The 14,873-nt window shown below is 36.8% G+C and carries 14 protein-coding genes; 6 read left to right on the top strand and 8 right to left on the bottom strand.

Annotation, left to right across the window (positions count from 1 at the left end):
• The first annotated feature begins 17 nt into the window (after window positions 1-17).
• Entirely contained in the window at window positions 18-683 is a 666-nt protein-coding gene (locus FTV17_RS10975) for an SOS response-associated peptidase (protein ID WP_179999511.1), read from the top strand.
• A gap of 17 nt (window positions 684-700) precedes the next feature.
• Here FTV17_RS10975 and FTV17_RS10970 read toward each other — a convergent pair whose 3' ends face one another.
• Window positions 701-1,165 (bottom strand): MarR family winged helix-turn-helix transcriptional regulator, encoded by a 465-nt coding sequence (locus tag FTV17_RS10970; protein ID WP_035266085.1) that lies wholly within the window; start codon window positions 1,163-1,165, stop codon window positions 701-703.
• A gap of 554 nt (window positions 1,166-1,719) precedes the next feature.
• On the opposite strand from FTV17_RS10970, the gene FTV17_RS10965 reads away from it, so the two are divergent.
• Window positions 1,720-3,252 (top strand): TerC family protein, encoded by a 1,533-nt coding sequence (locus FTV17_RS10965; protein WP_179999510.1) that lies wholly within the window; start codon window positions 1,720-1,722, stop codon window positions 3,250-3,252.
• 146 nt (window positions 3,253-3,398) lie between these two features.
• On the top strand, window positions 3,399-3,854 hold the full coding sequence (locus tag FTV17_RS10960) for a hypothetical protein (protein ID WP_218945354.1): 456 nt from the start codon (window positions 3,399-3,401) through the stop codon (window positions 3,852-3,854).
• A 99-nt stretch (window positions 3,855-3,953) separates the two neighbouring features.
• On the opposite strand, the gene FTV17_RS10955 is transcribed toward FTV17_RS10960, so the two are convergent.
• Together FTV17_RS10955 and brnQ are read right to left on the bottom strand one after the other, a co-directional pair.
• Entirely contained in the window at window positions 3,954-4,205 is a 252-nt protein-coding gene (locus FTV17_RS10955; RefSeq protein ID WP_179999508.1) for a hypothetical protein, read from the bottom strand.
• A gap of 420 nt (window positions 4,206-4,625) precedes the next feature.
• A complete protein-coding gene (gene brnQ / locus FTV17_RS10950) occupies window positions 4,626-5,918 on the bottom strand; it encodes a branched-chain amino acid transport system II carrier protein (RefSeq protein ID WP_179999506.1) in 1,293 nt (430 codons plus the stop codon).
• Between the two features lie 344 nt (window positions 5,919-6,262).
• On the opposite strand from brnQ, the gene map reads away from it, so the two are divergent.
• Entirely contained in the window at window positions 6,263-7,057 is a 795-nt protein-coding gene (gene map / locus FTV17_RS10945) for a type I methionyl aminopeptidase (protein WP_035266073.1), read from the top strand.
• A 19-nt stretch (window positions 7,058-7,076) separates the two neighbouring features.
• Here the strand turns inward: map and FTV17_RS10940 are convergent, their stop codons facing one another.
• The 4 genes from FTV17_RS10940 to FTV17_RS10925 all read right to left on the bottom strand — a co-directional run bounded on the left by FTV17_RS10940 (window position 7,077) and on the right by FTV17_RS10925 (window position 10,992).
• Window positions 7,077-8,255: a benzoate/H(+) symporter BenE family transporter gene (locus FTV17_RS10940; protein WP_179999581.1), complete on the bottom strand. Its 1,179-nt coding sequence runs from the start codon at window positions 8,253-8,255 to the stop codon at window positions 7,077-7,079.
• 53 nt (window positions 8,256-8,308) lie between these two features.
• The gene (gene leuE / locus FTV17_RS10935) at window positions 8,309-8,959 is read right to left on the bottom strand and encodes a leucine efflux protein LeuE (protein WP_179999504.1); all 651 of its coding nucleotides are present in this window, start codon (window positions 8,957-8,959) and stop codon (window positions 8,309-8,311) included.
• A 67-nt stretch (window positions 8,960-9,026) separates the two neighbouring features.
• Window positions 9,027-10,013 (bottom strand): transaldolase, encoded by a 987-nt coding sequence (gene tal, locus FTV17_RS10930; protein ID WP_179999502.1) that lies wholly within the window; start codon window positions 10,011-10,013, stop codon window positions 9,027-9,029.
• A 94-nt stretch (window positions 10,014-10,107) separates the two neighbouring features.
• Window positions 10,108-10,992 (bottom strand): LysR family transcriptional regulator, encoded by an 885-nt coding sequence (locus FTV17_RS10925; protein WP_179999500.1) that lies wholly within the window; start codon window positions 10,990-10,992, stop codon window positions 10,108-10,110.
• Window positions 10,993-11,089: 97 nt separating this feature from the next.
• Between FTV17_RS10925 and aceI the strand changes: the two genes are divergently transcribed.
• Entirely contained in the window at window positions 11,090-11,521 is a 432-nt protein-coding gene (gene aceI, locus FTV17_RS10920) for a chlorhexidine efflux PACE transporter AceI (RefSeq protein ID WP_179999498.1), read from the top strand.
• Window positions 11,522-11,576: 55 nt separating this feature from the next.
• Here aceI and FTV17_RS10915 read toward each other — a convergent pair whose 3' ends face one another.
• Window positions 11,577-13,106 (bottom strand): acetyl-CoA C-acetyltransferase, encoded by a 1,530-nt coding sequence (locus FTV17_RS10915; RefSeq protein ID WP_179999496.1) that lies wholly within the window; start codon window positions 13,104-13,106, stop codon window positions 11,577-11,579.
• A 240-nt stretch (window positions 13,107-13,346) separates the two neighbouring features.
• On the opposite strand from FTV17_RS10915, the gene FTV17_RS10910 reads away from it, so the two are divergent.
• Window positions 13,347-14,738 carry a 3-oxoacyl-ACP reductase gene (locus tag FTV17_RS10910; RefSeq protein ID WP_179999494.1) on the top strand — a complete coding sequence of 464 codons (1,392 nt, stop codon included), beginning with the start codon at window positions 13,347-13,349 and terminating at the stop codon, window positions 14,736-14,738.
• Window positions 14,739-14,873: the final 135 nt, after the last annotated feature.

The following is a 14,873-nucleotide window of genomic DNA, read 5'->3' as shown; positions in this document are numbered from 1 at the left end:
GTATTGAAAATTATGCTATGTGTGCCAACTTTAAGCCAATACAAGCGTATCAAATCCAAGCATTAGAACTTCCACATATTCCATTTGAATATGTGGAAGAGGTTTATCCAAGCTACGAAACACCGTTGTTATTTAAAGGTGTTCATGGCTACGCGTGGAGGTTGGTTAATTTTGGTTTTATACCAAAATGGGCAACTGATACAGAAATAGCCAAGAAAACCTATAATGCACGCAATGAAACATTAAGCGAAAAAAGAAGTTTTCAAGAAGCATTTGAAAAATGTAAATTTGGTGTAATTCCAGTCACTGAGTTTTATGAAGCAAAATATATTAATGGACGACCACAACGATGGGGTGTGAGAAGAAAAGATGGTCAGGCATTTTTTATCGCAGCGTTGTATGAAATCACGAAAATTGATCAAATTATTTATCGTTCAGCAACGATGATTACCATGGATGCTATTCATCACGAAATGATGAAGAATTTTCATGAGCCTGGAGATGTTAAACGGTCAGTAATTATTATTCCGCACCATAAATTAGATCAGTGGTTGAGTTTAAAATCCCCCGACATTCAGAACTTTGTTGAAGGCTTTCCAGTAGAGGAATTTGAATGTTTTTATTGTCCAAAACCACGGCAGAACAATACAGCCCAACTCAATATGTTTGATGATGGGCTTTAATCTAAAGTTTAGGAAAATTAATGCGCTAAATTTTTGAAAATATGCTTTAAGCTTTCCATTAGTTTTTCAATTTGAAGGGGTGTTAATCCCTCAAATGTTTGTTCAAGAACCACACTCATCAGGTCATTAATTTTTTTTGTCATTTCCAAACCTTTTGGTGTTAGTACCACACGCGTAATACGGGCATCGTTTTCACACGAGTAAGTATCAACCATTCCTTCATCTTTTAAACGGTAAACGATTTTTGTAGTCGTCGACATTTTTGACACAATCATGTCAGAGAGTTCTGAAACACTTGCATCTGGCTTAGTAGACAATGCGACAAGCAAACGTCGACGAGAATTATCAACGCCATACTTTTTGAGCACATGGTCAACATTCAGTACATACTGAGAATGGACTTGAGTGATCCAATAGAATGGAAAATTTTCGAGTTCAAAATTTTCAGATGAAGGTAAAAATTTTGCATATTTTTTTGACATCGCTACGTCCTTGTCAGTGTAACTTAATTGTTTTTATTGATTTAAATATTACATGAAGCATAACCTATATTAAAAGAACTTTGTTCAAATAATCAACTTATGTTCAAGCGCTTACCTTAAATCAGACAAAAGGCATGATACCTATAGGCTTCAGTTTTATAAAACATATTTCAATGATCTTTAAATATCTTTATATATCAAAACAGAAGATTCTAAAAATACAGCTCTTCTAATCTTCGTGATTATATCTTTATGTCAATTCCACGCTGACCAAATTCTATTGAAAAATAGAGGAACTATAATTTGGCACTGATATTTTTTTTTGTGTCGAAAATGTCAAAGACTATTCAAGGATGGCAATTACGACTAAAGATATGATCTAAATTTACATAAAAAATTGTTTTGAACATAAAAAAAGTAATTACAAAATAAAATTCTTATGCATAATAGTTTCATCATTTCTGAAAAGGTAACTTTATATATGGACCCGTCGCCGTGTTGGCCTAATTTAGCTTCTTACATTATCTTAAATAATAAGAACCAGGAGATCTAATATGGAATTTTTATTGGATCCTGGCATTTGGATAGGGTTAATTACCCTTATCATTCTTGAAATCGTTTTAGGTATTGATAACTTAGTATTTATTGCGATACTTGCAGAAAAACTTCCTCCAGAACAACGTGATAAAGCCCGTGTAATCGGTTTATCCCTCGCATTATTAATGCGTCTAGGTCTGCTTTTTGCGATCTCGTGGTTAGTGACTTTAACTCAACCATTGATTGAAATTTTTGGAAAAACATTCTCAGGTCGAGATTTGATATTACTGTTTGGTGGTCTATTCCTTGTGTATAAGGCTGTCAATGAACTCCATGAAAAAATGGAGGGTAAACCCGAGATTAAAACGAATAACAATGTCGTCTACGCTGGTTTTGCTGCAGTTGTGGCTCAGATCGTTGTGCTTGATGCGGTATTTTCACTCGACTCAGTGATCACTGCGATTGGTATGGTGGATAATATTTACGTGATGATGGCTGCGATGATTGTGGCTATGGTTGTCATGTTAATTGCATCAAAACCGTTAACTACGTTTGTTAACCGTCATCCTACGGTGGTTATCCTTTGTTTAAGTTTCTTGTTATTGATCGGTGTAAGTCTAATCGCTGAAGGTTTTGGATTCCATATCCCTAAAGGTTATATTTATTCAGGTATTGGTGTTGCAATTCTAATTGAAGCATTCAATCAATTTTCGAATCGTAATCTTGAAAAAAATCAAGCGAAGATCCCATTACGTCATCGAACTGCAGATTCAATTTTGAAATTGATGGGCAGTAAATTGGATGCTGATATTGCAACATCCAAAGAAGTTGAAGAAATTCAACAAGCTTTTGGTGATGAAGAACGTTATATGGTTGGTGGTGTGCTATCACTTGCTGAACGTTCAGTTGCTTCAATTATGACACCTCGAAATCAAATTTCTTGGGTAAATATTGAAGACGATGCCGAAGCAATTCGCGAACAGGTTTTAGCTGTACCTCATAGTCTTTTCCCTGTTTGCCGTGGACAATTAGATAAAGTCATCACGATTGTACGTGCAAAAGAATTGATTGATGCATTAGATGATCCAGATCAACTGAAAGATTTGATGAAACGTGTGCGTCCTATTTTCATTTATGAAAAAATGAAAGTGATTGATGCAATTAATACATTAAGAACTTCAAAAGGTTCATTGGTACTTGTTACAAATGAATATGGCAATATTCAAGGTTTAATTTCACCGTTGGATGTTTTTGAAGCAATTGCTGGTGAATTCCCAGATGCTGATGAACAGCTTGAATTGGTCAAAATCGACGATACCACTTGGAAGGCATCTGGTATGTTGGATCTATATCAATTAGAGCTGGCTCTCGATATTTTAGATTTAGTTCTGGTGCAAGAAGACTCTGGTTATTTCAGTGTTGCAGGACTGATTTTAGATAAAACGAGTGGGGCGGTTGATGTTGGTATGGTGATTGAACATCAAGGGGTTAATTTTGAAATTCTAGAAATGGAAGATAATCGAATTAAAACCGTTAAAATTACGCTTTAGTGTCTGATAAAAAAAGCTCCGTAAAGGAGCTTTTTTTTGGCTTAAATCTTTATATAAAGCATGTATATAGCCAAGTCATAATTTGAAATATGAGATAAGATGCTATACATATTGCAATTTGTATTCTAACGAAGGAATTTAAGATCATGGTTGATCAAATGGAATTATCGGTACGACTCGCTATATTTTTTAGTGGTATTTTTTTATTGACCGGTATGTTTACTGGCGTTTGGAAGTATGTGCAAATCAGCTTATCTAAACAAGCTCGAGCACATTATTATGTTGATATTGCGCATAGAAGTAGTTTGCTATATGCACCTGCAACTTTAATTCTAGCGGTTATGGCATATTTTTCAGCGTTGAATGAATCGACAAATTTGCTCTTTATTTTGATTAATATTTTCTTTTTTGCATTTTCAATTATAAGTTATATTTTGCATGGTTTATTAAAAGATACGACAAATCAGTTCAAAGAACCACATCAATTAGGGTGTATTGAATTACCAAAAATGCTCATGAGAGGTGCGATGGTACTATTGGTCGTAGGTGAGGTTGGGTCGACCTTAGGTTTGCTTTATGGTTTGTATATTGGGTTATTCTAAGTAAATAAGTAGAAGAGCTTAATTGAAAAATTTGTTATTTTGATAGTGTGATTTGAATGATGACATTGACTTTAAGATGGATGCTTTGGCATCCATCTCTTAGTCTAAATGTGCTTCTTGATCAGAAAGCTTTTGAGTACGATATTTCGTGTCAATAAAGGCCCACACGTAAAATGCTAGCGTTGCAGCAAGTGCATAAGCAAAATATTCAAGCTTCAACGTGCCTTGAATTGTACCTTGCAAAACAAGTGTCAGCATGAGAGCAAACATTGTGCTCAAAAAAACGACAGCATTGTTGTTCGCTTTAAGAGTATTAATGAAGACTTGCTTGTTGAAATGTAATGATAACATCTCCATCCCTCCTGATAATTCATGACAAATCTGAATGATTTAGTCGACTTTGTTTATATACTTGTACAGGGGATTGAAGAATAAAGCAAGTTTTTAACACTCTATTATGTAAATAAATTATGACATTATTATGACAAAAGTTGAAATATTTGAAATTAAGATGCTACGTGAGCTAAGTGCTAGAATTGTTTGGATAAATGGCGATGAGATGAATAGAGTTTCTTTTAATTCTTTAATCTAATTATTTTTTAGCATCTTGCAAAACAAATAAATAGTAGCAAAAGTCATTCCAAATCTGACTGATGAGGTCAAGTTTAAGGTGGGTAAGCAATAATAGTCTGTTGGATAAACGAGACAATTATTGATTACAGAACAAATACGGTTTGGGTAAAACAATATTTATTGATAAATCACCTGAATTTATTTCTTCAGTCTATCCAGTGTGTAGACAATGACAAATAAAACTAAAGAAGGAATCAACCATGCTAAATTTTGTTCAGCCAATGGTAGATTGTTCATAAATGCTGGCAAGAAATGATCTAATTCTGCAACCTTAAGTCCATCAATAATACCGAATATGAAAGCAACCGCTGTAACAGGCGCAATGACGCGTGGAGCGGAATTAAAGAACTTCCACATAAAGCCCATCATGATCACCACAATCGCTGGGGGATAGATTGCACTTAATACAGGTACAGAGAAGGCGATTAACTTGGTTAAACCTAAGTTGGAAATGACAAATGAGAAACCAACAAGAATGAAAACCCATTTTTTGTAAGTAATCTTCGTGATTTGTGAGAAATATTCTGCACATGCACAAGTCAAACCAATTGCCGTAACCATACATGCTATAAAAATCATCGCACCTAGAAAATATGAGCCAAAGTCACCAAAAGCATGCTGAACATAGCCATGGAGAATAATGGCACCATTTGCAGCGTTAGGTGCAGCTTCGTGGCTACTCAGTCCAAGTTTAAATAGGCTAATGTAAACCAGTGTAAGGCCAATACCTGAAATTAAACTTGCGATCACTGCATATTTGGTAATTAACTTTTGATCAGTTACACCACGTGAACGTATCGCATTAATAATGACAATACCAAATACTAAAGCCCCTAAAGTGTCCATGGTTAAATAACCATTAACAAAACCTTCTGAAACAGGACTATTGATATAGTTTCCAATAGGAGCAGGGATATAATCTGCAGAAACTAAAAATGCACTGCCACCTAAAATGATCAAAGAGAGAATTTTGAGTGGAGATAAAACATAGCCGACAGTATCCAAAATTTTATTCGGATAAAGTGAGATTAATGTTACAAATGCAAAATAAATTGCACTGTAGATCAACAAGGTAGATGAGGACGTTCCGAAATAACTCGAAAAACCAATTTCAAAAGAAACTGTAGCTGTCCGAGGTGTCGCGAAAAGTGGTCCAACAGCAAGATAGCATGCTACGGTTAAGATTAAACTTGCAATCTTACCCAGTGGAGAGCTTAAAAGTTGAATAGAGCCTTCAACACGCGATAGCGCAATGATCGTGATAACAGGAAGGCCAACAGCAGTAATTAAGAAGCCAAAAGCAGCTAACCAAACATGTTCACCCGCTTGTTGAGCAACAATAGGTGGGAAAATAATATTGCCTGCACCGATAAATAGTGCAAAGGTCATAAAACCTAAGGCAATAATGTCCCGTGTACGCAAATTGGTCATAAGGGAGATCGGTTCAAGAAAAAAGAAAGCGATTTTAGAGCAAATGTCAGTAAATAGGGAGGGTGGTCATCCATCGAATTGAATAGTAAAAAAGCAAGAAGCGAATAATTTTATTGGATGGGAAATTATGAGTTAAATTAAGTCTATGTATTTATAAAACTAATAAAATAAATTTATTTATTGAATTGAAATTAAGCAGAGCGTAGACCTCGATTCGCAAAATAAAATAATATACTGAATGATTAAATAATAGTCGAAAATGATTGAGTTACAGACAGTCTATAGCGTTTGTGATCGACAAATGAAAGTCATATAATGAATCCTGAATTAAAGAGGGATTCATCATGAAGGCAACAGCTGTCACCATTAAAACTGAACAAGATATTGAAAAACTAAGAATATCGGGTCGGCTTGCGGCACAAGTGCTTGCGATGATTGGTGATTATGTGAAGCCAGGTGTGAGTACTGAGTATCTTGACGATATCTGTAATGATTACATCGTCAATACACTCAAGGTGACGCCAGCCAATGTTGGTTATTACGGATATACAAAAACAACCTGTATTTCGAAAAACGAAGTTGTATGCCATGGTATCCCTGCTTCCAATATTATCTTAGAGGATGGAGATATCATTAATATTGATGTTGCAATCATCAAGGATGGCTATTTTGGTGATACCAGTCGAATGTACTATGTAGGTACAATTAAACCAGAAGCAAAAAAATTAGTCGATACGACTTATGAAGCGATGCTTGCAGGTATTAAAACGGTTAAACCTGGCGCGACACTTGGTGACGTGGGTCATGCTATTCAACAGGTTGCGCAACGTGAAGGATATACGATTGTACGTGAATATTGTGGTCACGGTATTGGAAAAACTTACCATGAGCAACCGAATGTATTGCATTACGGACAGCCTGGTCAGGGATTAGTTTTAAGAAAAGGAATGGTGTTTACCATTGAGCCTATGGTGAATGCAGGCAAAGCCAAAGTTAAAGAATTAAAAGACGGATGGACAGTAGTTACAGCAGATAAATCTTGGTCTGCACAATGGGAACATATGGTTGCTGTAACTGATGAAGGATATGAATTATTGACACCTTGGCCTGAAGGTACTGGTGAATATCCTGTAATTTAATTCCAAAAAGCCTATTTTTTTAAATAGGCTTTTTAATTTGTATACGCATCAAATGATAAATAATAAATCCAATAACCAATCCCCAAAAAGCAGATCCAATGCCCAAAAACTGAACTCCAGATGCAGACATTAAAAAAGTGATTAAAGCAGCATCACGATCTAAATCTTCTTTAAATGCGATACTGATGTTATGTCCAATCGTGGCAAAAAGCGCGATCGCCGCCAAAGTGGTAATCATTTCTCTAGGGAATGACAGTAACAATCCCGTTAGTGTCGCCGCAAAAATGCCCATAAAAATATAGAACACACCACAAGCAATACCTGCAATATAGCGTTTAGAAGGGTCTTGATGAACTTGTTCGTCTAGGCTCACAGCTGCACTAATTGCTGCGATATTGGTTGAAAATGCCCCGAACGGAGCGAATATTGCTTGAGCAATTCCTGTCCAACTCACTAATTGGTTGACATGAGGTTTGTAACCATAGGATCTGATCATTGCTAAACCAGGTAAATATTGCGAAGCCATATTGATGATCAAGAGAGGAATAGCTAAACTCAAAATACTTGACAAGTGAAATTCAGGCTGAATCCATACTGGATACGTCATTCCGTAGTGAATTTTGATTGCTGTATATTCAAAGAAAAAAGGTGTGGCGATAATGCAAGCTAACAATGTAATGACAATAGAGTGACGTGGTAATGCTTTTTTACTTATAAAATATGTACTGATCAAAATTAAAACATAGATCAATTGGTCTTGCATGACCGTAAATAATGAAATGCCAAATTTTAATAACACTCCAGCTAACATGGCGCTTGTAAGTGATTGTGGTAAAAATTCAAGAATTCTTTGAAATATTCCAAAAAAGCCCAATATAGCAGTCATAATTCCGCATATTAGAAATGCCCCTATCGCCTCATTCAAACTGTATCCTGAGCCTGTAGCGATAATCAGCGCTAGTCCGGCTGTTGACCATGATGTCGCAACTGGATATTTAAACTTCCAGCTTAAGATCAGTCCTGATAATCCTATACTTAAGCCCAATGCCCAAAACCATGAGCTAATCTGTGCTTGGTTTGCACCTAATATTTGTCCGGCTTGAATAACCAGTACAGATGAAACGCTAATGCCAATTAAAAATGTAATAAAGCCAGCGAAAACAGCAGGTAGACTAAAATCTTTTTTTATTCTTGTTATCACGTCTATGAGCATTTTTATATTATTTACCTAATGAGTCTGTGATCTTAAGATTACATTGTTGATGTCGCAAGTTTGATCCCGAACAATCCAAATAAAATACCAACAGTGGCAACAGAAGCAGCAGCTACTTTATAATGCGTGTTGAAGTAATTTGAAATTTTGATACCTGTAAAGATCAATATACTTAAGTAGGCTATACTCATCAATTGTAAAATTACAGCAAGCATTAAAAAGCTTTGAGCTGGATAAGGATAAGCTGGATCTACAAATTGAACAAAAAAAGATAAAAAGAACAGTATTGCCTTTGGGTTAATTAGACTGATGAGTAATGCGGTACGAAAAGGATGAAATTTTTCTTGTTTTTGTTCAATAGAAACATTAGCTCGATCTTTACTTGGACGTTTCCAAGTTAAATAGGCTGCATATATTAAACGGATACCTAAATAACTAAGATATAAAGCACCAATAATTTTTAGGGCGAAAAAAATCCAGGGAAATTGATGCAATAATGTTGCGGCACCTAAGACAGTTAGCAAAATAAGGATGCTATCTCCACACAAAATACCGAAAGCACCTTGATAGCCCACTTTTATGCCAAAGCGAGTCGCAATAGACATGACATAGAGCGAGTTAGGTCCAGGTAATAAAATAATAAGTAATGTACCTATTAAATAGGTTGGAAGATCAGTTATACCAAACACTCATTTATCTCTTAAAAAATAATCGAGCTCCTAAGAGCTCGATTGAAAGAATGATGGATAGGTGCAATTAAGCTTTAATATCAGCATCTATGCCAAATGATTGTTTTAACAGAGAGCTGAGTTGATCTCTTGCCTTAATGAAGCCATCAATACCGCCTTGCAATAATTGCGATGCCATAAGATCTTTCTGAATTTGCGCTTTAAAATCTATTTCAGTGATTGGACTAAGCGATTCGATATTTGAGCTGTGTGCATTTGCATTTAACTGAACTTCAACTTGGCGATGATCTTGAGCCAATTCGTCAAGTAAATTCGGTGATACAGTTAAGAGGTCGCATCCAGCGAGTCCGAGAACCTGTTCTACGCTACGAAAGCTTGCACCCATAACTTCAGTTTTCACCTGATTTTGTTTGTAGAACTCGTAAATATGTTTAACGGATTGCACACCAGGATCTTGTTCAATTGGATAGTGATCCACATTTTCAGCTTTTTTATACCAATCGAGAATACGACCTACAAATGGGGAGATCAATGTGACCTGAGCATCCGCACATGCTTTTGCTTGATGTAAGCCAAACAACAAAGTTAAGTTGCAATGAATGCCTTCTGCTTCAAGAACCTTAGCAGCTTGAATACCTTCCCATGTTGAGGCGATTTTAATTAAAATTCGGTTTTGATCAACACCATATGTCGCATAGAGTGCGAGTAATTCTTTAGCTTTAGCAATTGTCGCGGCTGTATCGTATGACAGTGCTGCATCAACTTCTGTTGATACTCGACCTTCAACTACTTTTAGAATTTCCACACCTAATTTGACAGTCAGGATATCAATTGTTCTATCGATTAACTCATCCGACTGATAACCCTCTGACTTTGCTTGATCAAATGCAGCTTCAATGAGTTCTTTGTTTTCAGGAAATGAAGCTGCTGCCGTGATGAGTGAAGGGTTAGTGGTAGCATCCAATGGCTTAAATTTTTTTATTGCGTTTAAGTCACCTGTGTCTGCAACAATTGTAGTGAAGTTTTTTAATTGAGATAAAGCTGTTTCAGTCATTGCGATCTAATTCTTTGTTTCATTACTTATATCATCTTTATAACACATGATTATTTTGAAACATGCTACAAAAGTTTTAAATCAAGTCATTTTCCTACATTTTTCTTTTATTTCTGATGTGATGAATTAAAAATTGAGCAGCTTTGCCCAGTGGTTGCTCTTTACTCCAGACTAGATCGATAAAATAATCAAATTTTGGGGTGAAATCTGAAAATTGTAGAGCTTTAAGTTTTTTCTTTAATATTGGTTGTTCGATAAGCATTTCTGTGGGTAAAACTCCCCATCCAAGTCCTTGTGAAATTAATCTACATGCAGAATGGTGATTGTCTGTACGCCATGCATTTTTGGAGAAGAGTAATTCAGGCTTAATGTTCCGATCGCGACTAGCAACTACAATCTGACGACTTTGAAAAATTTCTTCATAGCTCACTTTTTGATTTTGGCACAGCGGATGATGAACAGATGCAACTGGAATCAAACTTTCTTTCATTAATTCCACAAATTGTTCATTCGACTCAATATGTTCACGCTCAAACATCAATGCTAAATGTGCTTTACCCGTTAAAATCATTTGTTGTGCATCTTCTTGTGGTGCGCTGAATATATTGATTTGTAGTTGAGGAAATTGTTGTTCTAATAAAACAATATAATCAGTCCATCTACTATGCAGTAACTCAGATACCACCACAATATTTAATTCGGTTTCGATGCCGCAATTCAAACCAAATGCATGTTGTTTCCATTGATTCATTTCAATCAATAAATGATTAGTACGCTCATACAAAATTTTGGCTTGAGGTGTTGGCTGTGGTTCACGTCCTACTCTTTCAAACAGTTGAAGATTCAGATCAATCTCTAAATTGGAAATCGCCATACTGACAGCAGAGGGGACTTTGCCTAACTGACGTGCGGCTGCGGAAAAAGAACCTGTTTCCATCACTGTTTTAAAAACGACCAATTGTTCTTGATTAATATTCATGTCTATTCTTTCAAAAATTTTGATAGATTCTAACTCGATCATTCAATTTTGTGAAAATAAAATGCGCTTATGGATAACAATATTGATGAGTGAACGCATGTTTTTTTCAAAGAGAAGAATTATTCACGCAATAAGCTATGAAATCATTCTATTGGTGATCATCGCAATTTCTTTGAGTTTTATTTTCGAAGTTCCACTGGAGATTGCAGGTACATTAGGTGTGCTTATGGCTGTACTTTCAGTGATCTGGAATATGATTTTCAATCATTATTTTGAAAAAATTGAAGCGCGCAATCAGTGGAAGCGTACTGTAAAAGTTCGTATATTGCATGCGCTAGGATTTGAAGGTGGCTTGATGTTAGTAACCATCCCAATTGTTGCATATATGATGGATATGACGCTCATACAAGCTTTTATCGTCGACTTAGCTTTGACGCTTAGTATTCTGGTCTATACCTTTATATTTCAATGGTTCTATGATGGGATCGAGGCTAAACTGGGTTATGCGCCTGAGACTTTAAATCATTAAAATTTATAACAAAAAAGCCCCTCAATCGAGGGGCTTTTTTGTTAAGAACATCGAATTATTTTTCAATAATAGCCGTTACACCTTGACCACCTGCAGCACAGATCGACACAAGTACACGACCTGAACCTTTTTCATTTAAAATTTTTGCAGCAGTTGCGATAATACGACCACCCGTTGCGGCAAATGGGTGACCCGCAGCCAACGAAGAGCCTTTAACGTTTAACTTTGCACGATCAATTGAACCTAAAGGTGCATCTAAGCCTAGACGCTCTTTACAGAATTTAGGATCTTCCCAAGCTTTTAATGTAGAAAGAACTTGAGATGCAAATGCTTCATGAATTTCATAGTAGTCAAAATCTTGAAGTTTTAAATTAGCACGCTCGAGCATACGTGGAACTGCGTAAGCAGGAGCCATTAACAAACCTTCTTTTTTACCAATGAAATCTACAGCAGCAGTTTCAGAGAAACTTAAATACGCTAAAATTTCGTGACCATTTGCTTTAGCCCATTCTTCTGATGCTAATAATACACAAGAAGCACCATCGGTAAGTGGAGTAGAGTTACCAGCAGTCATTGTACGAGCATCACCTTTACCAAACGCTGGCTTAAGTTTTGCAAGCTTTTCTACAGTTGAATCAGGACGTAAGTTGTTGTCGCGCTCAAGGCCAAGGAATGGCGTCATTAAATCATCAAAGAAACCTGATTCATAAGCCGCAGCCATTTTTTGATGAGACGATGCAGCAAGTTCATCTTGAGCTTCACGAGAAATGCCCCACTCAAGTGTTGTGATCGCTTGGTGATCGCCCATAGATAAGCCAGTACGAGGTTCACCATTTTTAGGAGCATCTAGCAAATCTTTTACGTTAATTTTAGTTAACGCTTTAAGACGATCTTTACCAGTTTTTGCAACGTTGAGTTCTAAGAGGGCTTTACGTAATCCATCACCAAATGCGATAGGAGCATCTGAAGTGGTATCTACACCACCTGCAATACCCACCTCAATTTGACCTAGTGCAATTTTGTTCGCTACGAGGAAAGCAGCTTGAAGCCCAGTGCCACAAGCTTGTTGGATATCGTAAGCTGGAGTTTCAGGTGCAAGTTCTGTGCTTAACACACATTCACGCGTCATATTGAAATCACGGCTGTGTTTTAGTACAGCACCAGCAACGACTTCACCCAGACGTTGACCTTGAAGATTAAAACGCTCAACTAGACCATTCAATGCCGCTGTAAGCATATCCGTATTTGTAGCTGTGAAATAAGCACCATTAGAACGTGCAAAAGGAATACGATTACCACCGATAATTGCAACACGGCGTACAGTATTTTGAGTCATAGTTTTTTCCTGTTCAGCGGAAGATTGAGTCGTAGTTGCTGAAGTTTGATTTTCAGCTTTAGTTTTATTTGTTGCTGCTGTTTTTTTGCGAGTCGTCGACGTACGAGGGCGAGTCGCTTTTGGAGTATTTGCGTTATTGGCGCTGTTTGCATTACCAGTACTCGCATTTGAACGAGCTTTTGATGTATTTGACACAGTCGCTTTCGCAGAATTCTCAGTTGTTGGATTTTCTTGAGTTGTTTTGCTCATAAGGCTTTTCCAAGCATATTTGGGATATTCTTGAGTGCTACATTAGCATAATCGCTAAGAGGTCGTATTGACTAAAATGACATTTAGCAATGCTTTCAGGTCAAGACATACATAGAGTAACTCAAGTATTATTTAACTGGAACGCAGGGATCAATTAATTTACTAAGTATCAGAGTTTGAACTGAACTTCATCTACATCAAAGATCCTTCAAAAAATTATTTTATCGAGAGATCATATTCATGACTGACCAATATCAAGCTTTTGCAAAATCTCCAATTGGTAAATTTGTCATCAAAAACTTAGGTTTACCATCCCCAATTCACTTAGATCGCTTTGAATCAGCAACACCAGTCGTTCAAGGTGCTGTTTTATTCGGTTCTGCGTCTAAAAGTCTTTTTAATGGTGAAATTGCGCAAATTCTGAGTAATATTCATGCCAACAGCTATGCGGGAAACAATGCGGAGTTACAACAAGCTGCAGCTAAAGTTGGGTTGAACTTAGGTGCGTTTAATGAAGGCGATAAAGAGTCGAAATTCAAAGCAGTCGTGTTTGATGCTTCGGGTATTCAGGACTCTGAACAGTTAAATGAATTGCATAAATTCTTTAAGCCAATTGCTCGCCAAATTCAAACTTCAGGTCGTGTAGTCGTTGTTGGATTGACGCCAGAATCAGCACCTACAGTGAAACAAGCGATTGCTCAACGTGCATTAGAAGGTTTCGTGAAATCTGTAGGTAAAGAATTTAAGAAAGGTATTGCTGCACAATTGGTTTATGTAGATCAAGATGCTGCTTTAAATCTTGAATCTACACTTCGTTTTGTACTTTCTCCGCGCTCAGCGTATGTATCAGGTCAAGTCATTCGTGTTTCAAAAGCGAATGTTGTTGATGTTGATTGGACTAAACCACTTGCGGGCAAAACTGCGGTGGTCACAGGTGCAAGTCGTGGTATTGGTGAAGCGATTGCGCATGTTTTGTCGCGTGATGGTGCTCATGTCATTTGCTTAGATGTACCACAACAACAAGCAGATCTTGATCGTGTTGCGAGTGAAATTGGTGGATCGACTTTAGCGATTGATATCACTGCACCAGATGCTGGAGAAAAAATCAAAGCTGCAGCGGCTGCTCAAGGCGGACTAGATGTGATTGTCCATAATGCCGGTATTACACGTGATAAAACGCTTGCTAATATGAAGCCAGAGCTTTGGGATCTTGTGATTAACATTAACTTATCTGCGATTGAGCGTGTGAATGACTATTTGTTGTCTAATGACGGCATCAATGAAAATGGTCGCATCGTTTGCGTATCTTCGATTTCAGGTATTGCAGGTAACCTCGGTCAAACGAACTACGCAGCTTCTAAAGCTGGTGTGATTGGTTTAGTGAAATTTACAGCACCAATTTTGAAAAATGGTGTAACGATTAATGCTGTTGCTCCTGGATTTATTGAAACTCAAATGACAGCAGCGATTCCATTCGCAATTCGTGAAGCGGGTCGCCGTATGAACTCGATGAGTCAAGGTGGTCAACCAGTTGATGTGGCTGAAACAATCGCATTATTTGCTTCATCTGCTTCAACGGGGCTGAATGGAAACATTGTACGTGTGTGCGGTCAAAGTTTATTAGGTGCTTAAGCTTTAGTGGTCATCGATTGTTAAATGAAAGAGAGTAATGTTCAGGCATTGCTCTCTTTATTGCTCGTATGATTTGTTATGATCGTTTTGTTGAGCAGAAAACTGTAAATTTTTTATAAAGATAAATGGGAATTT

This window comes from Acinetobacter sp. YH12239, from assembly GCF_013417635.1.
Taxonomy (GTDB): domain Bacteria; phylum Pseudomonadota; class Gammaproteobacteria; order Pseudomonadales; family Moraxellaceae; genus Acinetobacter.
The sequence above is the reverse complement of the archived record's forward strand: the minus strand, read 5'-3'. Positions and strand labels throughout refer to the sequence as shown.